The organism is Candidatus Binatia bacterium (assembly GCA_023150935.1).
Classification (GTDB): Bacteria; Desulfobacterota; Binatia; order HRBIN30; family HRBIN30; genus JAKLJW01.
Genome location: JAKLJW010000036.1, coordinates 16,672 through 35,513 on the forward strand (window position 1 = coordinate 16,672; position 18,842 = coordinate 35,513).

Annotated in this window: 15 protein-coding genes; 7 read left to right on the forward strand and 8 right to left on the reverse strand. The window is 66.9% G+C overall.

Annotation, left to right across the window (positions count from 1 at the left end):
- Window positions 1-1,416, forward strand: coding sequence for a flippase (locus L6Q96_17845; protein MCK6556418.1), 1,416 nt, complete (start codon window positions 1-3; stop codon window positions 1,414-1,416).
- Here the strand turns inward: L6Q96_17845 and L6Q96_17850 are convergent.
- Window positions 1,357-2,103: an acyltransferase gene (locus tag L6Q96_17850; GenBank protein MCK6556419.1), complete on the reverse strand. Its 747-nt coding sequence runs from the start codon at window positions 2,101-2,103 to the stop codon at window positions 1,357-1,359. The genes L6Q96_17845 and L6Q96_17850 overlap by 60 nt on opposite strands.
- 80 nt (window positions 2,104-2,183) lie before the next feature.
- Between L6Q96_17850 and L6Q96_17855 the strand changes: the two genes are divergently transcribed.
- Window positions 2,184-3,284 carry a radical SAM protein gene (locus L6Q96_17855; protein ID MCK6556420.1) on the forward strand — a complete coding sequence of 367 codons (1,101 nt, stop codon included), beginning with the start codon at window positions 2,184-2,186 and terminating at the stop codon, window positions 3,282-3,284.
- 34 nt (window positions 3,285-3,318) lie between these two features.
- Here L6Q96_17855 and L6Q96_17860 read toward each other — a convergent pair whose 3' ends face one another.
- Window positions 3,319-4,383, reverse strand: coding sequence for a radical SAM protein (locus L6Q96_17860; GenBank protein MCK6556421.1), 1,065 nt, complete (start codon window positions 4,381-4,383; stop codon window positions 3,319-3,321).
- 90 nt (window positions 4,384-4,473) lie between these two features.
- Between L6Q96_17860 and L6Q96_17865 the strand changes: the two genes are divergently transcribed.
- From L6Q96_17865 to L6Q96_17875, 3 genes are all read left to right on the forward strand, one after another.
- Window positions 4,474-5,475, forward strand: coding sequence for a radical SAM protein (locus tag L6Q96_17865; protein ID MCK6556422.1), 1,002 nt, complete (start codon window positions 4,474-4,476; stop codon window positions 5,473-5,475).
- A 297-nt stretch (window positions 5,476-5,772) separates the two neighbouring features.
- Window positions 5,773-6,567 (forward strand): FkbM family methyltransferase, encoded by a 795-nt coding sequence (locus L6Q96_17870; GenBank protein MCK6556423.1) that lies wholly within the window; start codon window positions 5,773-5,775, stop codon window positions 6,565-6,567.
- Between the two features lie 125 nt (window positions 6,568-6,692).
- Window positions 6,693-8,108, forward strand: coding sequence for a sulfatase (locus tag L6Q96_17875; protein ID MCK6556424.1), 1,416 nt, complete (start codon window positions 6,693-6,695; stop codon window positions 8,106-8,108).
- 55 nt (window positions 8,109-8,163) lie between these two features.
- Here the strand turns inward: L6Q96_17875 and rfbC are convergent, their stop codons facing one another.
- Together rfbC and L6Q96_17885 are read right to left on the reverse strand one after the other, a co-directional pair.
- Window positions 8,164-8,730: a dTDP-4-dehydrorhamnose 3,5-epimerase gene (rfbC, locus tag L6Q96_17880; protein ID MCK6556425.1), complete on the reverse strand. Its 567-nt coding sequence runs from the start codon at window positions 8,728-8,730 to the stop codon at window positions 8,164-8,166.
- A gap of 112 nt (window positions 8,731-8,842) precedes the next feature.
- Entirely contained in the window at window positions 8,843-9,874 is a 1,032-nt protein-coding gene (locus tag L6Q96_17885; protein ID MCK6556426.1) for an SDR family oxidoreductase, read from the reverse strand.
- A 116-nt stretch (window positions 9,875-9,990) separates the two neighbouring features.
- Between L6Q96_17885 and L6Q96_17890 the strand changes: the two genes are divergently transcribed.
- Window positions 9,991-11,193, forward strand: coding sequence for a glycosyltransferase family 39 protein (locus L6Q96_17890; protein MCK6556427.1), 1,203 nt, complete (start codon window positions 9,991-9,993; stop codon window positions 11,191-11,193).
- Between the two features lie 1,011 nt (window positions 11,194-12,204).
- Here L6Q96_17890 and L6Q96_17895 read toward each other — a convergent pair.
- Both L6Q96_17895 and L6Q96_17900 read right to left on the reverse strand, forming a co-directional pair.
- Window positions 12,205-13,677, reverse strand: coding sequence for a sulfatase-like hydrolase/transferase (locus tag L6Q96_17895; GenBank protein MCK6556428.1), 1,473 nt, complete (start codon window positions 13,675-13,677; stop codon window positions 12,205-12,207).
- Window positions 13,674-15,272, reverse strand: coding sequence for a glycosyltransferase family 39 protein (locus tag L6Q96_17900; protein MCK6556429.1), 1,599 nt, complete (start codon window positions 15,270-15,272; stop codon window positions 13,674-13,676). The genes L6Q96_17895 and L6Q96_17900 overlap by 4 nt, the downstream gene beginning before the upstream one ends.
- A gap of 307 nt (window positions 15,273-15,579) precedes the next feature.
- Here L6Q96_17900 and L6Q96_17905 point away from each other — a divergent pair, with 307 nt between their 5' ends.
- On the forward strand, window positions 15,580-16,755 hold the full coding sequence (locus L6Q96_17905; protein ID MCK6556430.1) for an SGNH/GDSL hydrolase family protein: 1,176 nt from the start codon (window positions 15,580-15,582) through the stop codon (window positions 16,753-16,755).
- Here the strand turns inward: L6Q96_17905 and L6Q96_17910 are convergent.
- Together L6Q96_17910 and L6Q96_17915 are read right to left on the reverse strand one after the other, a co-directional pair.
- Window positions 16,700-17,200, reverse strand: coding sequence for a hypothetical protein (locus L6Q96_17910; GenBank protein ID MCK6556431.1), 501 nt, complete (start codon window positions 17,198-17,200; stop codon window positions 16,700-16,702). The genes L6Q96_17905 and L6Q96_17910 overlap by 56 nt on opposite strands.
- A complete protein-coding gene (locus tag L6Q96_17915) occupies window positions 17,197-18,708 on the reverse strand; it encodes a sulfatase-like hydrolase/transferase (GenBank protein ID MCK6556432.1) in 1,512 nt (503 codons plus the stop codon). Before L6Q96_17915 ends, L6Q96_17910 begins: the two co-directional genes overlap by 4 nt.
- Window positions 18,709-18,842: the final 134 nt, after the last annotated feature.

An 18,842-nucleotide genomic window follows, 5' to 3' on the forward strand; every position in this document is an offset into this window, starting at 1 on the left:
GTGGCGACACTGCGCCGGCTGACTTCCAACAGTGCGGTCGTGGTGGTCGGCAGTGCGCTGCAGCGGCTGCTGACCCTCGGGACGACGTTGCTGCTCGCCCGGGGTCTCGGGGACGAGGAGTTCGGTGTGTACGCCTTTGTCGGGGCGTACATGATGCTGTTCGGTTTCCTCGTCGATCTCGGCTTCGAGAGAGTGATTGCGCGGGAACTGGCCCGCGACCCGCAGCGGGTCGGAGTGTTGATGGGCACCGGCTTCATCCTGCGCGGGGCGATGTCGTTGGGGGCGGCGGCCGTGGCGGTGGGGGTCGCGTGGTGGCTCGACTTCGCCGCGGTGACACGGTGGTGCATCGTTCTTGCCGCGGCCGGCCTGCCGCTTTCGGTCGAGAGCCTGGTGCGGGCCTTCTTCCAGTCGCGGTACGAGATGCACTACGCCTACCTGTTGAGCCTGCCGGGGGGAGTGCTGTTCCTGGCCCTGGCCGGAACGATCCTCTGGCTCGGCGGCGGTCTGATCGGCGTATTCGCCGCTGCCCTGGTTACGGGGGCGACGATCGTGGTGGCGATGCTTTGGGTTGCGCTGCCGCACATGCAGCCGGTGTGGCGGATCGACTGGAGCCTGATCGGTTATCTCTGGCGGGAGGCGTGGGAGCTGGGCGTGGTCATCGTGATCTGGTTGATCACGATGCGCATCGACCAGATTCTGCTGTACTGGTTGCGCGGACCGGGCGAGGTGGGCCAGTACGCCGTGGCGGTGAAGATCACGGAAGCGTTGAGTGTCATTCCCGAAGCGGTGACGGCGACGACGTTCCCGTTGTTGGCGGCGGCGATCGGCTCCGCGCCGGAGCGCGTCGAGTACATCTATCGGTTGGCGATGCGCTATCTGATTCTGCTGGCGTTGCCGGTGGCGCTGGCGGTGTGGTGGTGGCGGGAGGCGCTGGTTCGTGTCCTGTTCGGCGCCGGCTATGTCGACGGCGGGAGCGATGCGCTGGGGGTGCTGGCGTGGTGGCTGTTCTTTTCTTACACCGCGGCGGTTTATCTGGGACTGATGATCGTGCGCAGTCAGCAGCGACTGATTGCAGTCATCAGCACGGCGGCGCTGGCGGTGAACGTGGGATTGAATCTGATCTTGATTCCGCGCTGGGGTGCGAGCGGTGCTGCGGTGGCGATGCTGACGAGCAGTGCGACGAGCTTCGTGCTGTTCTCGATCGCCGCGGACTCGCGGGCGGCGATGCGCGTCTGTTACGGCGAAGCGGCGCGCCCGGCTGCGGCTCTTGCGGTGGGCGGGCTTGCCGCCGGTCTGCTGGCGCCGTACGCGCTGGGTCCGGTGCTTGCGGTACCGCTCTACGTTGCCGCACTCGTCCTAATCGGTGGCCTGGGTCGAGAGGACATCGCCTTCGCGCGGCGATTGGTCGTGCGGTGATGCGGCGGTTGCGCTGCCGACGATCCTGGCCGGGTTGCCAGCGACAATGGCGTAGTCCGGCACATCGCGCGTGACCACGGCGCCGGCACCGACGATGGCGCCGCGTCCGATGCGCACCGCTTTGAGCACGATGGCGCCGGCACCCAGCCAGGCGTCGTCCTCGATGACCACCGGGCCGCTGGGAATCGAGCCCGTCAAGCCGTAGTCCGCACGGCGCAGCAGGGCGTCCGTCGGATGGACGTCCGTGTCGTAGACGAAAACCGAGGGGCCGAGCCGGCAGTGATTGCCGAGCGAAATGCCCTGGACCGCGCAGAGGATGGTGTTGGGGCCGAGGCTGACGTGATTGCCGATGCGGAGATGGGCCGCGTACGGACCGCCGAGGCCGACGATCCAGGTGCAGGGCGTGCCGATTTCGACGTGATCGCCGATGGCGATCTCTCCCGAGCCGAGGATCGCCGGTACCGGACCGTGGAGGCGCATGCCTCGGCCGACGCTGGCGCAACGAAAGCGCAGTATCGGCTCCCGCACGAGGGCCTGCATGACGACGTTCCAGAAGTTACGGACGAGCGGCGTGCCATACAGGAGTGCCTCGCCCAGGGTATTGCCGATCGGTAGCGCGTATCGGCCCTGCACTTCCGAGAGCTTCCAGATGAGTCGCACGAACGGGTGCACGCGGGGCGCGGACATGGCCGGCGCATAGGGGACGTCCGGCCGGGTGTCAACCCGGCGGCGACCTTCGACGCGATCGATTTCCAAGGTTTACATCGATGTGGGGGTCGGTTAGCGTCTTTCCTACCATGGGACATGCATGGCTGCGCGGGCCTGGCAGCCCGTTACGCCGCGCGCGGTTGCTGTATGCGAAGAACCGCTACCTCACCCCGCGCCGCCTGCTGAACTACTGGCACGTCCAGCACGAGATGAAGGCCGGCCGGACAACGCTGCGGTCGCGCCCGTACGAGCTGTGCATCGACACCACCAACAAGTGCAACCTCGGGTGCCCTTACTGCCCGACGGGCCGCAAACAGCCCGGACGCGGCAAGGGCAGCATGCCTTTCGACGTCTTTGCGTCGATCGTCGACGAGCTGGCGCCGTATGCGTTCACGCTCGAACTCTACAACTGGGGCGAGCCGTTCTTCACGCCGGACCTGCCGCGGCTGATCGCGCACGCTTACCGCCGCCGTCTGGCGACGCTCATATCGAGTAACCTGAGCTTCTCGCTGAGCGACGACTACATCCGCAGCATCGTCGAATCGGGGCTGACCTACCTGACCGCGGCCATCGATGGCGTCGACCAGGAATCGTACGAGATCTACCGGCGCGGCGGGCGCTTCGATCGCGTCGTCGAGAACCTGCGCCGCATCGTGCGACTGAAGCGCGAGTTGAACCGCGACCTGCCGAGCGTGTGCTGGCAGTACCTGATCTTCGCGCACAACGAAGACCGCGTCGACGAAGCCCGTCGTCTGGCCGCGGAAATCGGCGTCGACAAGTTCATCGCCTCGGCCGGCCTGTACGACGACCCGAGCTGGGCCCCGAAGGGCGATTACGGGATGCCCTACCTCGAAATGCACCAGAACCGCTGCACTTGGTTGTGGACCAGGGCGGTCTTCCACTGGGACGGTGGCATGGCCTCGTGCTGCATGGGGTACGACAAGCAAGATGACTTCGCCGATTGGGCGCCGGGGGATTTCGGGCGCCTGTGGAACAACGAGAAGTTCGTCGCGGCGCGCCGCATCTGGACCGAGCCGCAGTCGGCGCTGCCGGCCGGCCACTACTGCACCGAATGCGACAAGGTACGCTTCTATCGTGGCCTGCCGCTGCGGTCGCGGATGAAACCGGCCCCGGCGTTGAGGCAACAGGCGACGGGCTGAGGCCCGCGTGACGAAGCCGGGGGCGCGATCGATCTCAACTCGCTTTCGTTGCCGCCGGCTGAGGCTTGGTCTTCGATAGTTGCGGTAGCCCGCGATAGAAACGCACCTTGTCGCAGGAGGTGCAGTAGTGGCCCGCCGGGAGAGGTGACTCCCGCTCGGTCCAGATGCGCCGGGCGGCCACGAACTTGTCGTTGTTCCACAGGCGCCGAAACTCCCCCGGCGCCCAGTCGGCGAAGTCGTCGTGTTTGTCGTAGCCCATGCAGCACGAGGCCCAGCCGCCGTCCCAGTGAAACACAGCCGAGTTCCACAGCCACACGCAGCGGTTTTCGTGGACCTGGAGGTATTCCATCGAGTAATTGCCCGCGGGTTCCCAACTGGCGTCGTCGTAGGTCCCCGCCAGTGCCCGGAACCCGTCGAGCCCGAGTGCCGCTGCCAGCTCGCGCGCTTCGCCGACCCGATCTTCGTTCGGTGCGAAGATGAGGTACTGCCAGGTGATGCGTGGCGTGTCGCTGCCCATCCGGCGCTTGAGTCGCACGAAGGTGCGCAGGTTCTCGACGACGCGGTCGAACTTGCCGCCGCGGCGGTAGATTTCGTACGAGCGCTGATCCGCCCCGTCGACCGAAGCGGTGAGATAGGTGAGGCCGCTGCGGATGATCGTGCCGATCTGTTCCTCCGTGAGGGCAAAGCTGAGGTTGCTCGAGATGGTTGTGATCAACCCCTTGCGGTGTGCGTATTCCACGAGGCGGGGCAACTCGGGGTTCAGGAACGGCTCGCCCCAGTCGAACAGATCCAGCGAGAAGGCGTACGGCGCCAGCTCGTCGAGGATCGAGGCGAAGGTTGCGAACGAGACGTTGCCGCGCGGCCGCCCCTCGTTACGCCGGCCGGTCGGACAGAAAGGACAGCGGAGGTTGCACTTGTTGCTGACGTCGATCGTCAGCTTGTAAGGCCGCGAGCGCAGCGTCGTGCGGCCGAGACGCATCTCCAACTTGTTGAGCAGGGCGTTGAACAGACGCCGTGGGGTCAGGTTGGGGTTCTTCTCCAGCGCCGCGCGCACGGACGACGGCGCGAGTGGCGCAAGAACGCGAGTTACGATGGCCACCGGATCACCTTAGCACGGACCGCCGACCCATCGGCAATCGGGCGCTCCGGGCGTTGTGCGACCGGAACATGCCGAGCTACGATCGGTGCAGTGGCCCGTAAACACCACACTCTGCGCCGCATCTTGAACCGCTTCGCGGTCCAGGCCGAAATGAAGCTCGGCCGCAACCGCTTGTGGTCCTACCCGTTCGAGCTCTGCATCGACGTCACCAACAAGTGCAATCTGCACTGTCCCTACTGTCCGACCGGACGCGGCGAGCAGGGGGGGCGCGGACGCGGAACCGTTTCGTACGAGCTGTTCGCCGCCATCCTCGACGAACTCGGGCCGTACGCCTACGACCTCGAGCTGTTCAACTGGGGCGAGCCCTTCTTCAATCGCGACCTGCCGCGGTTAATCGCTTACGCGACCGGCAAGCGCGTGCGTACCGCCGTCTCGACGAACCTGAGCTTCCCGATGACCGAGGAATACGTCCGCTCCGTGGTAACGGCCGGCCTCGGCTCCCTTACCGCCGCTATCGACGGGGTCGATCAGGCGTCGTACGAACGCTACCGGCGGGGCGGCAACTTCGAGCTGGCGATCCACAATCTCGAGACGTTCGTGCGGGTGAAACGGGCGTTGGGTTCGCCGACGCCGGACATCTGCTGGCAGTATCTGGTGTTCGCGCACAACGAGTCGGCGATCGAGCGGGCACGCGCGATGGCGGCGGAGATCGGGACGGACTACTTCTCGGTCGCAGCCGGCCTGCACGCCGACCCCGCGTGGACACCGCAGGGGCGCTACAACGTCGACTACCTCAAGGTACACGCGAACCGGTGTACGTTCCTGTGGGAGAAAGCGGTCTTTCACTGGGACGGAGGCTTCGCTTCGTGCTGCGCGGGTTTCAACAAGCACGACGACTTCGACACGTTCCGCGCCGGCGATTTCCGCCGCCTGTGGAACAACGACAAGTTCGTGGCCGCGCGGCGCATCTGGACGGACCGCGACTCGGCGTTGCCGGAAGGCCACTTCTGCACCGAGTGCGACAAGGTGCGACTGTATCGTGGCCTGCCGCTGCGTTCGCCGGCACCGGCGCGGCCAGTCAGTGCCGCCTGAGCCCGAGCCCCTGGGGGACATCGGAGGTCTTCCTGCGCGAGGTGGCCTTTCTCTACGGGGATAGTACGGGGCTCCCCACGCCGAGCGCGGGCGACGCCGTCCGCCGCGAGGCCGAGTAGTCTGGCGGCTACAGGGCGTCCTCCTCGATCTGGTTGAAAAGCAGCAACGATAGAAGGAGATAAATTACGAGGATTGCCCCGAAGGCGCCTCGTTCGGCGCGGGTCGCGGCGTTAGAACCGGTCGATTCCATGATAGTGCAACGTGCGTGCGTATAGCGGGAACCCCGATCAGGAGAACATGGAAGACGTGAAATCGGAAGCCGAAAGCCGGGAAGGGGAGGTGGCGGGTGTGGTTCCCTGGCGACTCCGCGCTGCCGTGCGTCGGGCCAACCGCCCGGGATTCTTCTTCGTCAACATCGGCGCCAACGACGGCGTCAGCAACGACTACGTCTATCCGTTCCTCTGCGAGTACGGCTGGCGCGGCCTCGCCGTGGAGCCGCTCGATGAGCGTTTCGCCGCGCTGGCTCGCAACTACGCCCGCTTTCCCCGGGTGATTCTGGAACGGGCGGCGATTTCCGCCACGCCGCGCGCTCTCCACTTCCTTGCGCCGACGCCGGCTTACGACCGCCCTTGGATTCAGCAGGTGGGCTCGCTGGATCGCGCCCTGCTGCTGAAGACGATCGAGGGTATGCGCGCGTGGGAAATGGATGGCCCGGTGCCGGCGGATATCGAGCGAGCCATAGTTTCGGTCGACGTCCCCTGCCTGTCATTTGCGGCGTTGATGGAGAAGCACCACGTCGAGGCGATCGACTTCCTCAGCATCGATGCCGAGGGCTCCGACTACGAGATCTTCTGCTCCATCGACTGCGCACGCTACCGGCCGCGCATCCTCGTCATCGAGACCGGGAACATGACCGCCGCGCAGCGCAGCGACTTCGACGCCCGGCTCGTCCGGCTCGGTCTCGCTTTCCTGACGCGTCTGGACTTCCTCACCGAAGCGTTTGTCGAGCGCGAGCTGCTGCCGCCGTGGCCTCGGCTCCGCCTGGAAATCGCCCGGGCCTGCCGCCGCCTGCGAGATCTGGCCTCGATCTAAAATACCTGGACGCCATGGATTGGCCCCGGGCTCGTTTGGTCAGACCATGGGTTGCCGGACGACAACCCGTACCGTTGTTCTCCGGTTGGCGTGTACAAACCAGGGACCGCGGGTTACGGTCAGACGTGCCGCGTCTACGCAGCAGGCTGGTTCCGGTCTCCGGCGTGCTTTCGGTTATCGCCGCCGTCTGTCTCGTCGGGTGCCATAGGGAACGGCCAGGCCCACCGCCCGACGTCTTCATCCTTCTCATCGATACGCTGCGCGCCGACCGGGTCGGATGGTACGGCGACGGCCGGGGTATGACCCCGGCTCTGGATCGCCTCGCGGCCGGGGGAACAGTCTTCCAGCGTGCCTATGCGGCGAGCTCCTGGACTAACCCGTCGATCGCGTCGCTGTTCACGTCGCGCTTCCCGTCTCAGCACGGCGTCTCCCGCTTCGAATCCGTCCTCGCCCCTGACGAACTAACCCTCGCCGAGGAGTTGGCGGCGCGGGGCTACGCTACCGCAGGGTTCTCGGCCAACCTGCTGATCCATACCGGCGTCGGTTTCGGGCAGGGCTTCGACACTTACCGCATCTACCACAGCGGTTCCGTGAAGGATCGGGCACACCGCCTCGATACCGACGCATTGGCATGGATAGACGGCACGCGTGCGGCCGCACCTGCCAGGCCGCTCTTCGTGTACATGCACTACATGGAGGCGCACGAGCCGCTGCAGCCTCCACGCGATCTGCTCCATCGGCTTGGCGCGGCTCGGGGCTGGACCGCCGAATATATCGCCGCACTCGAGAAACTGGCGAGCGGGGCGCCACCACTGGATAAGATGGATAGCGCCACCATCCGGCTGGCAGAGGATCTGTACGACGCGGAGATCGTAAGCCTAGACGCCGAGATCGGCCGCTTCCTTGCTGAACTGGAGCGCCGCGGCCTGCGGGACAACGCGATCGTCGTTGTCAGCTCCGACCACGGCGAGGAATTCCTCGAACACGGGGGCGTCGGACACGGTCACACCCTGCACGAGGAACTCATTCGCGTGCCGTTGCTCATCTCGCTTCCGGGACAGAAGACCAGGAACGACGTTTACGACGAGGTCTCGCTCGTCGACGTGGCGCCGACCTTGATCGAGGCGATCGGCGCCGTACCGCCGCCGGCCTTCGAGGGGCGCCCTCGGCGGACGGCTCTGGAGGGCTCGTGTTTGCGCCGGATGTGGGAGGCTTACTTCGGTCAGTGGCGTGCCTTCAGCGAGCTTCCCGAGTTCGGGGCGTCGCCGCAGCGGCCGAAGACGCAGGGCCGCACGCTCGTCGAAGGCCGCGGCAAGGTCATCGAGCACCGCGACGGCCGCATCGAGGCATTCGATCTCGTCTCGGATCCGCACGAAAAGAACCCGGGCGCGCTGCCGGTCGGCCAACGCGATCGACTGGTTACTCGGCTCCAGCGCACTGTGGCCGACCTGGGCCGCGGCCGGTCCTCTGCCGGCACCGCGGCCATCGACGACGAGACGCGCGACCGGATGCGCGCCCTCGGATACGATCCCGAGAACTGAAAGGCGTCCGGTGGGCCGCGGCGGTCAGGTCATCGAGCCGTGCACTCACGCCACTCTACGAGAAACGGAACTGCTGCGATTGCGGATCGGCCAGCCACTCCGCCAGCGCCGGCGCCTGCTCGTCCTTCTCCGAGACGATGGGCGGGATATCGCGCGGCCAGTCGATCGCCAGTGCCGGATCGTTCCACCGGATCCCGCCTTCGCCGCCGGGGCCGTGCGGGGCCGTGCATTCGTAGATGACGATGGTATCGTCGGCGAGCGCGAAGGTGCCGTGCGCGAATCCAGGAGGAACCCAGACCACCCGATGGTTGCTGCCGGTGAGCTCGACGGCGGCGTGGTCGCCGCACGTGGGCGATCCGTGCCGGACGTCCACCACGACGTCGATCACGCCGCCGGCGATGCAGCGCACCAGCTTGCCCATCGGCGGGTTCCACTGGAAATGCAGACCGCGCACAACGCCGCGTTTCGAGTACGTCTGAATGGCCTGCTTGAAGACGCTCGGAACCCCGAGCGCTTCGAGATCCTCCGCGACCCAGGACTGCAACAGGAAGCCGCGGTTGTCGTGGAAGTGCCTGGCGGTGAAGACCACCAGGCCGGGAAGGGCGGATGCGGGGCGGAGCATGGGGTCTTGGGGTCTTGAGGTCTTGGGGTCTTGGGGTCTTGGGGGCTTGGGGTCTTGGGGGCTTGGGGTCTTGGGGGCTTGCGGGGCTTGCGGGGGGGCTGCGAAGTTCCGCTCAGGCTTCGCCGGCGTGCTGGCGCATCCAGCGGATATTGAAATAGCGGGCGTCGTCTTGCGGAGCGGGACCGAACTGGCCGGCTACGAGGGCGTCCCAGATCTCGAGTACGGCTCGGGTGGCGCCGCGCTCGGTCTTGAAGCCGAGTCGCTCCTGGATCTTGTCGCCGAGCACGTAGTAACTCCGCTCGCCGCTCTGTACCGAACGGTCGCGCCGCACCTGAACCGCCACGCCGCGATGCTCTTCGAGGATCTCGGTTACCCAGTGTGCCAGCTCGAGCAGGCGGTAGTTCTTGTGCAGCACGTTGAAGATTTGCGCTCGCACCTTCGCCGCCGGTGACGTCAGGCAGTAGACGTAGGCATCGACGGCTTCGCGCACGTGCAGGAGCGGCCGCCACGCCTCGCCGCTGCCGAACACGGTGAGCTGGCGCTTCTGCCAGGCGTGCAGCGTGAACACGTTGACCACCAGGTCGAAACGCATGCGCGGCGCGAGCCCGAACAGAGTGCCTTTGCGCAGCACCACGGGACAGAACTCGGGGACCGCTTCGGCGAGCTTCAGCAGTTCGATTTCCGCGAGGCGTTTCGCCTTACTGTAGTTCGCGGTCGGTGCCACGGGCATGCTCTCGTCCCTGGCCTTGATGTCGATTTCCTTCTCGGGCGTCGATGTGTAGTAGACGGAGCACGACGAACCGAACAGGAAGCGGATCTCCCGGCCTTCGGCAGATGCCCGCTGTGCAACCAGCTCGGCCAGCCGGCGTGTTGCCAGGACGTTGCTTTCGGCGTTGAGCCGGGGTGCGAAGTCGGCGGTCGGGTCGTTGGACAGACCGGCGAGGTGGATGACGCCGCGCACGCCGTCGAGCCAGGCGGGGTTGGCGTCGCGGACATCGGCCTGGATCAGATCGAGCTGCGGGTGCGGCGGTAGCGGGTTGCCGAACCACAGCGTGTCGACGACCCGTACGGCATGGCCGTGAGCCAACAGCTCGGGCACGAGCAGGCTGCCGACGTACCCCGCTCCTCCGGTGACGAGAATCATCCGTCCCTCCGGGGCCGTGCGCGGCCGATCCGTGACGCGGGCATCGCTGTGCGCAGTCGCATTGACATTCCCGGGGGGCGTAGACGAGAAGGTGGCTCAGGTCAATTCCCGCGCGCATGAGCGATCCCGACCGCAGCGGTGCAGACTTGACGGCGATCTTCGCAGTGGCGCTGGTCGTTCGTCTGCTGTTCGATTTTCTCGTCTATCCCGAGGTGGCGGGGAGTTTCGGTGCCGGGGACGGCTACGATGCGATCGCCCGCAATCTGGTGGCCGGCAAGGGCTACGTGCTCGACGGGCGGCCGGCAGCGGCGGAGCGGCTGCCGCTCTACCCGCTGCTGCTGGCCGCGAGTTTCCGCTTTTTCGGAGAGGTGGCGTGGCCGTGGCAGGCGGCGCAGGCGGTCTGCGGCGCGGCGACGTGTGCGCTGGTGCTGGCGATGGCGCAACGTTACGCCACCCGTGCCGGTGCCCTCGCCGCTGCGGGCATGTGCGCGCTGCACCCGACCCTTCTCCTGTACACGGCGCGCCCGCTCACGGAGACTCTGTACACCTTCCTGCTCGTGGCGTTCGTGCGCGAGGTCAGTGCCCCGTCGTGGCGACCGGGGCGGGTCGGGGCGTTGTGGGCGTTGCAATGGCTGATCAAGAGTACTGCGATGTTGCAGGCGGTGGCGTTGATTCCGGCGGCGCTGCGAGGCAGCTTCGCTCCCCTCGTGCGGACGGTGGCGGTTGCCGTCGCGTGTCTCGCGCCGTGGGTGGTGGTGAACCTGTGGGCGCACGGGCAGGCCAACCTGTTTACGGCCACCGGCGGTCGGGCGCTGTACCACGGGCTGTACATCGCGCGTCACGCAGGATGGACGGAGCCCGCCGCGGATCTGAACCGCGATGCGGAAATCGCTTTATGGGCGGATCTGGCGCGCCGCGGTGTCGCCCGCGACGCGGCCGTGGAGATGCGCGACATGGTCGCGGGCGAAGAGGCGCGGGCTTGGATTGCGCGCAATCCGACGGAGGCCGCCGCGCTGGCGGCCCGTAACGTGATCCTGACCTGGTATCTCGGCCGCAGCCGGCTGAGCATGCTGGTCCACGGCTTGTTGCACGGGGCGTTGCTCCTGGCGGCGCTGGTGGGTGCCGTGCGCATGTGGCGCCGGTGCCCGGAGCGGCGCGATCTCGTCGCTGTCGCGGTGCTGCTGATCGCCGCCTACACGGTGTTCCATGCCGTCGTGCAGCCTGCGGTCCGTTACGTGCTGCCGGTGGTGCCGCTGGTCGCCTTACTGGCCGCCGGCGCGACGGCACGGGGTCGGCGCAACGCGTCGAGTATCGTCTGACCACCCCTCGCCTGACCTCTCGCGAACCGCCGGGTAGCGACGCGATCAGGTTCCTCTCCCGGCGGGAGAGGTCGGGTGAGGGGATGAGATCGAACAAGGCACGAGCGCCACGACAGCACCCCGCTACGGGGTGAGGTTCCTCCCGGCGGGAGAGGTCAGGTGAGGGGATAAGAGTGAGCGAGGCACGAGCGTCACGACAGCACCCCTCTGCGGGGTGAGGTTCCTCTCCCAGCGGGAGAGGTCAGGTGAGGGGATAAGAGTGAGCGAGGCACGAGCGTCACGACAGCACCCCGCTACGGGGTCAGGTTCCTCTCCCAGCGGGAGAGGTCAGGTGAGGGGATAAGAGCGAATGAGGTACGAGCGTCACGACAGCACCCCGCTACGGGGTCAGGTTCCTCTCCCGGCGGGAGAGGTCAGGTGAGGAGATAAGATCGAGTGAGGCACGAGCGCCAGGCCGACTTCTGTTGCGTGGAATCGAGGTTGGTAGTGGAAGTCGACGGCGGTCGGCACTTCGAGCGGCGGGAACACGACGAAGAGCGTAGCCGGTTTCTGGAACGTCCGAGGTGCCGGATTGTGCGGTTCTGGAACATCGACGTGATTGAGAACCGCGAGAGAATGTGCCGGCGAGAATTGGGGAAGCGCTGCGGGCCGTGGCGATCGTGACACGGGACTGAACTGCAGGAGGATGTTGATCCCCTCACCTGACCTCTCCCGCTGGGAGAGGGACCTGACTCCGCGGCGGGGTGCTGTTGCAGTGGTGCGGCGGGTGGATCCCCTCACCTGACCTCTCCCGCTGGGAGAGGGACCTGACTCCGCGGCGGGGTGCTGTTGCAGTGGTGCGGCGGGTGGATCCCCTCACCTGACCTCTCCCTGCGGGAGAGGGACCTGACTCCGCGGCGGGGTGCTGTTGCCGTGAGGTCGGGGTCGGAAGCGCTATCGGGATCGAGGGAATCGAATCGATACCGACCCCGACGGATCCGCGCACGCGGGGTTGCCACTCTCGGCCGACGATCACTCCACGTACCCGAGACTGCGGAGTCGCTCGCGGTCGGCGGGCGATAGGTCCTGCGACGCCGGAAAGTTGCCGGTGCTGTCCGCCCCGGCCGCCTGCGCCCGTGCCCTGTACGCTGCGAGGAAGGCTCGCAGTTCGTCGAGCTTCGCCGGCGCTGTCGAAACGAGATTACGCTGCTCGCGCGGGTCGGCGGCGAGATCGTAAAGCTCTTCATGTACCACCGGACCCCAGAGGTCGAACGGCCTGCGCTCGCCGTCCGGCGAAGGCCAATCCTGGTGCGCAACCGCCGCCGGGCGCGCCGCCGGCGCTAGCCAGCGCTGCGCGGCGATGTACTTCCACTCGCCGCTGACGATCGTGCGCAGGACATTGCGTCCGGCAATGAGCAACTCGCCGATATACGGGTGGGCGGGAGCGGCGAAGCGATAACCGTCCGCCGTCGGCTCGACGAGCGCGCTGCCGTCGAACTCCGAGGGACGGTGCGGAATCTCGAGAAGTCGGAGCAGTGTCGGGGTTATGTCTACGGTCGACACCAATCCCGGGACACGCTCCGGTGGCAGCGCGCCGGGTGCCCATAACACCAGCGGCACGCGCAGCGACTCGTCGTAAAGGGTCCATGCGTGCTCGACGAACCCGTGCTCCAGGAACTCCTCGCCATGGTCCGCCGTTACCACCACCATGGTGCGGTCGCGCCGGCCCAGCTCGTCGAGACCGGCGAACAGCAGGGCCACGGCACGGTCGGTGTCGGCAATCTCGGCGTCGTAGCGCGCCACCATATCCTCGAAGCGGCTCTCGCCCGGTCCGAACCCCTCGCGGACAAGCTCGACGCAACGCGGTCTCACGTCGCGATAGACGTCGAGCGAAGTCGCGGCCGGGTGCGGCACGAACGCACGATAGAGATCGTCGGGAGGGTCGTAGGGGCCGTGCGGATCGAGGTAATGCAGGTAGAGCATGAACGGCCGGTCAGGATGACGCCGCAGGAATTCCACTGCGTGGGCGGAAAGGCGCGCGCCGGCGCGGCTTACACCCCATGTCGAGGAGTGCTCCACCTCGTCGAAGCCGGCGGTAAAGGTCGGATCGGTGAGCATGGTCGTGTTGCTGAAGAGCCCCGTCGCGTAGCCGGCGGCGCGGAGGAGGCGGGCGAGCGTGGGCGCGTCGGGCGCCGGCCTGGCGTTCCAACCGCTGCCGCCCCCGTGCGAGGGTAAACGCCCCGAAAACAGCGTGGCGACCGACTCGCGCGTGAACGAGGAGTTGGCCAGTGCGCGCTCGAAAACGACGCCTTGCCGGGCGAGGGAGTCTATGAAGGGCGACGTGTTGCGTGTGTAGCCGTAAGTGCCGAGGTGGTCGGCGCGCAGCGAGTCGATGTTGACGACGATCAGGCTGTAACGCGCCGGCGCGGCCGGGGCCTCGCGCTGACTGCACGCGGCACCCAGAAGCAGCGCCGCCAGACCCAGCAGTCGTGATGTACACGTCATGCGCGGGGGGAACGACAATGCCGCGACACGTGTTGTAGCAACGCGTTGCGCGCGGCCGGGGTGAGCCGACTGTCGGCGCTGCGGTCGAGATAGAACAGGACTCCGCCGCATGCCGCGAAGCGCAGGCGGCGATCGCCGATCGCGTCGAGGGTCGCGCGCGCTGCCTCGACGTTGCGATCGTCGATGAGCCGGCGCGCCATCGGCCAGCCGAGTCCGGCGAAGGCACGCTGCCGGCAGACCGGATCGCTCAGGACGGCGAGGCGCGCGATGGCCCCCGGCGCATCCCCCGACCGGTCCCACTCGGCGATGCCGAACACCTCGCAGCCGTCGAGACGGTCCTTCTCGAAATCCGGTTCGTAGGTGTTGCCGGCGCCGAACAGCGGGGCCTGTCCCCACACCCCCGCCAGCAGCGCGGCCACCACCGCCGCGCCGGCGATGCCTCGTCCCCATGACGACGCCGCGAAATCGACCGCCAATGCCAGAGTCCAGAACAACGACACCTGCATCGGTACGAAGAACCGGGCATGGTAGTAGCCCTCGTTCGGACGCAGCGGCAGTGTGGCCCATGCCAGCATGACGGCGCCGAGCACGGGCGCGAGGGCGAACGGCAGCAGCGCCGCCGGGGAGGCTGCCAGCCGGCCCGGCCATCGGCGCCGCAGCACGGCGGCCCAGAGCAACCCCAGCCCACCGCCGAGCAACCCCAGCAGGATCCCGCCGCCCGGCGGCGGGTAACCGAACGAGCCGGCAAGCACGGCGAGCGGCGCGAACACATCGTCAGAACTTGTCGCCGTTCCGCCCGACGGTCCGAGGTACGCCAACCAGGCAATCGCTCCGTGCGGGTGCAGCCACAGGTTTTGATAAGCCCAAGGCAGCGCGCCGGCGAGCAGACCGGCGCCGGTGGCGGCAACCGCCCTCCGACTGCGAGCGAAGAGCAGGTGGAGAGCCACGACCGGCAGCACGAACATCGCCGAGACGTAGGCGACCCACATTGCCACGCCGGCGGCAAGTCCGAGCGCGCCGGAGATCCAGGCCGACTCGGCCGCGCCCGCGGCGCGCCGCGATACCGCCGCCAGATAACAGCCGAGCGCCAGCGTGCACGGCAACACGGCTTCCGGGTGCGAACCCACCAGCGTCACATCGAGCCGGGCGAGGGTCGGGCTGAGAGCGAGGTAGAACGTTCCCAGCAGCAATGCGACGGTAGGCGAGAAGTAGCGCCAGGCGACGGTCATCAGTACGGTCAGGGTCAGCGTTGCCCACACGATCGCCACGCCCTTGAGTCCGACCATGCTGGTCCCGAAGAGCGAAACCCACGGCACGGCGAGCAGCAGGAGCACCACCGATCCGCCGTGGTTCAGATCGTCCTGGTGCGCGAACACCTGCCCCATCCCGTCGCGCAGCAGTTCGGTGGCGCTGAACAGGAAGACCGGCTCTTCCCAGTTATGGTTGGCGTCGTAGGAGGTCAGGAGCAACGCGGTGCGAGCGGCGGCGAAGGCGGCGAGGATGAGCGCCGCGGCCACGAGTTGCCACGCCGCGCCGTGGCGCCCGCGGTCGCCGTTTGCGCGCGTTGTCGGTTCGCGCGTGCAATATGCGGACATGGCCCGTAAGATCGTGATCTCGAGAGCGAGGGACCGGCCACCTGTTCTACGATTTCCGCGTTTGCGCGCACGGCGCGAAGAAATCTTCAGGCCATGGAGCGGCAGTGCCCCGCCGTTCGTCCCGAGTAGCCGCCGTCTTCTCAGGCGGCGTATCGAGGGACGCGGGGGATCACGACGGGCGCCCCTCGATACGCGCCCTGAGGAAACGGGCCCTACTCGGGGCGAACGGGTTCCGTCCTGGAACTCGGGTTGCGGGCGGCAACCCGCGCTGGAATCTCGGCCGCGGTTCCCCGGCCCGGTGCGGATGATGCCGGAACAGCCTCGTCGGCCCACGCGGCGGATCTGGACGAATGTCCTTCTCGCGATCCTGCCGACGTTAGTGCTGCTCCTCGTTGCCGAGGCGGTGTTGCGGTGGACCGGAGCGGCTGAGCGCTGCCCGGCCTTCGAGAACTCGATCCTCTGGGTGTGCGACCCGATCCTCGGCTTCAAGCCCAACCCGGGTCAGGCGATCGACGGGCAGCGGCTGATCAACGGCGCCGGCTTTCGCAGCCGCGAATTCGGGCCGAAGCGGGCCGGCGTGTACCGTATCCTCGCTCTGGGTGACTCGGGTACGTTCGGCGTGATTTCCCCAGGGTCGGAGGGCAAGCTCGCATATGTGGACGAACCGTATCCACAGCGCCTGGACCGGCTCCTTGCCGAACGGCAGGGAGCCGAGCGAGCGGAGGTCTTCAACGCGGCCGTGCCGGGATACAACAGTTTTCACGGGGCGTTGCTGCTGCGCTCGAAGTTGCGCGATCTACAGCCCGATCTGATCGCGGTGCGCTTCGGATGGAACGACCACGCGATGTCACCGGCGGGCGAGAGCGGGGCGTACCGCCGGATGAACGCAGGCGTCGGGCGGGTGGCGGAGGATCTCTTGTTGCGCACCGCCCTGTATCCGTTCAGTCGCCGGCTGGGCATGGAGCTGCGCCGGTGGTTGTCGGCGGACGGCGAGCAGGGGAGGGCGTTGTTGCCGCCGGCGTGGAAGCCCGACATTCCGATCGGGGAGTATGAGCGGAACTTGCAGCGCATCGTCGAGTTGGGTCGTGCCGAGGGGGCGGCGGTATGGCTGCTAACGGCGCCGCACGCCTTCGTGCTCGGCGGGCGCCGCGAAGCGGAGGATGCCCTGCCGGCGACTTCATCGGCGCACCGGTTGTTGGCCACCAACGCGATACCCTCGTTCGACCGGCTGATAGAGATCCACGAGGCCTACGCCGCAGCAACCCGCACGGCAGGTGCGCGGCTCGGGGTGCCGGTGGTGGATATGGCGCAGCTCTACGCCGATCGAGGCGATCCGGCGCTGTTCGCCCCCGGCGACGTCCTGCACCCGACCGACACCGGCCACGCTCTCGAAGCGGAGGCTCTGTACGAACGCGTTCTGGTCGAGCTCAAGGGAGGCGATACGACACCCGCGCCCCGCGCAGGCATACCCCGGGGGCGCTGAGCATGACCTGAAGAAGGTAGGAAGAAGCGTCGTTGCGTATCGCGGCGTCGGCGATCGGGGCGGAAGCCAGCGTTTCGGCATCTCCCGAACCAACCGATACGGGCGTGATGGCGAGCAGTTCGGGCCCCTCCGTCGTATGCCGGACGAGCGACATGACACCGAGCCCTTCACTGGAGTCGTTCTCGAGCGTGACCGCGATCTCCCGGATGCTGGCCCCGTCTTCAAGCTGCAGCGGAGCGGTGAAGTACCCGGCTCCCTTCGTCGGGCAGAGCACGCCCAGACCGCCCTGGCGCAGGAGGTACTGCGACGAATTGTTCGCCGGCACGAAAGCCGCCGGCGGCAGTGTGGCGACTCGGGTCGTGGGGTCGGGCTCCGCCCCGGCCACCGCCGTGGACACGAGCAGGCACAGCGACAGTAGTCCCGCGGCCCGACCGCCAGGTTTCATTCCATGTACCCCAGGCTGCGCAGCCGCTCCTTCGCTGCCTCGTCCAGCTCCCTGCGCGCGCTCGGTGCCCGGCTCGATTTCTGGTATTCCGCGAGCTTGTTTCGCATCTTGGCCTCGACGCCGCTTCCCTTGCCGATCAGATTGTTCGCCTGTCCCGGATCCTTGTGCAGGTCGTACAGTTCCTCGGTGCGGTATTTCTTCTGCACGTACTCCGGCACGGGCGGAGGATTGGAGTAGTCCAGAAACGGCGAGGGCTCGTTGACCAGATAGAGCCACTCGGGAGTGCGAACGCCGCGGCGGACGAACCCGACACGCTGGATCGAGTTGTCTTCCAGGCGTACCAGTTTGCCGAACGCCTCGGTCGCGGGCAGGTAGGTCTCGCAGTACATCTCGACCTCGCCGTCGGTTTCGCCGCGGGCCTTTGCCAGCAGCGAGGTGCCGTCCAGACCCGGCGGTACGCCGTAACCCGTCAGCTCCATGACCGTGGGGAAGATATCTATGTTGCGGGCAGTGGTCTGGACCCGCTTTCCGGCCGGCAGGTGTTCGGGAAAGCGCATGACGAGCGGGATGCGCAGCGTGGGATCGAACAGGTTCTTGCCGTGACCGAAATAGTAGTGCTCGCCGAGACTCTGGCCGTGATCGGCGTGCAGGATGACCAACGTGTTCTTGTCGAGGCCGTCCCTGGCGAGCGCATCGAGCAAGCGTCCGACGGCGACGTCGGTTTTTTGCAGGTCGGGATCGTAATCGCGCAACGTCTTGTTGTACGCGTCCTGCTCGCCGAGGCTCTCGTCGGAACGTTCGTGAGGGCCGAAGTAATGCGCCCAGAGGAAAAAGGGTTGCCGCGGTTTCTTGGCCAGCCACTCGATCGCCGCGTCGCTGACTTTGGCGTCCTCGCGAAAAGCGTCGGCGCGCGACTTGAGGAACTGGAACAGACGTTGATCGTCGACGTTCTTGTGGAACGTATCGGGAACGTGTTCGTCGACCTTGGCCTTGCCGCCGACGACGCTGGGGGTATCGAAGGTTTCGTCGTAGACATCGAAACCCTGGTTCAGCCGGAACGACGAAGCGAGGGGGAAGGAACCTATGAACGCGGCGGTGGTGTAGCCTTTCGACTTCAGCGACTCGGCCAGCGTCGTATTGGCCTCGTCGAGCTGCTGGTAGGTGGATTTGAAACCGTGGTGGGTGGCGTAAAGCCCGGTGTGAACCGACGACATCGACGGAGTTGTCCACGGGACGTCGCAGTACGCCCGTTCGAAAAGCACGCCGTCGGCAGCGAGGCTGTCTATGCGCGGCGTCTTGGCCTTGGTGTAGCCGTAGCACGAGAGCCGGTCGGCACGCAGTGTATCGATGGTGATGAGGACCACGTTCACCGAGCCCGGTTTCGGGGCCGGCTGACGGTTGCACGACACGGCGGCGACGCCGGCGGCCGCCAGCAGCAGTGCCGCCGCCGGCGTGTATCTCCACCGGCGGGATGCAAGTCTGGATGAGCGATCGGGGTTTCGCGACACTTATGGTTTCCTTCCGAGGACCTTGACGTCCGTCGCCGCCGGCGAAGGGTTTCGGGGTTCCTCTCGATGTTGGGTTATGAGGTTCGCTTGATATCGGCGGTCAATTGGAGGCGACCGGCGCGCACCGGCCTGAC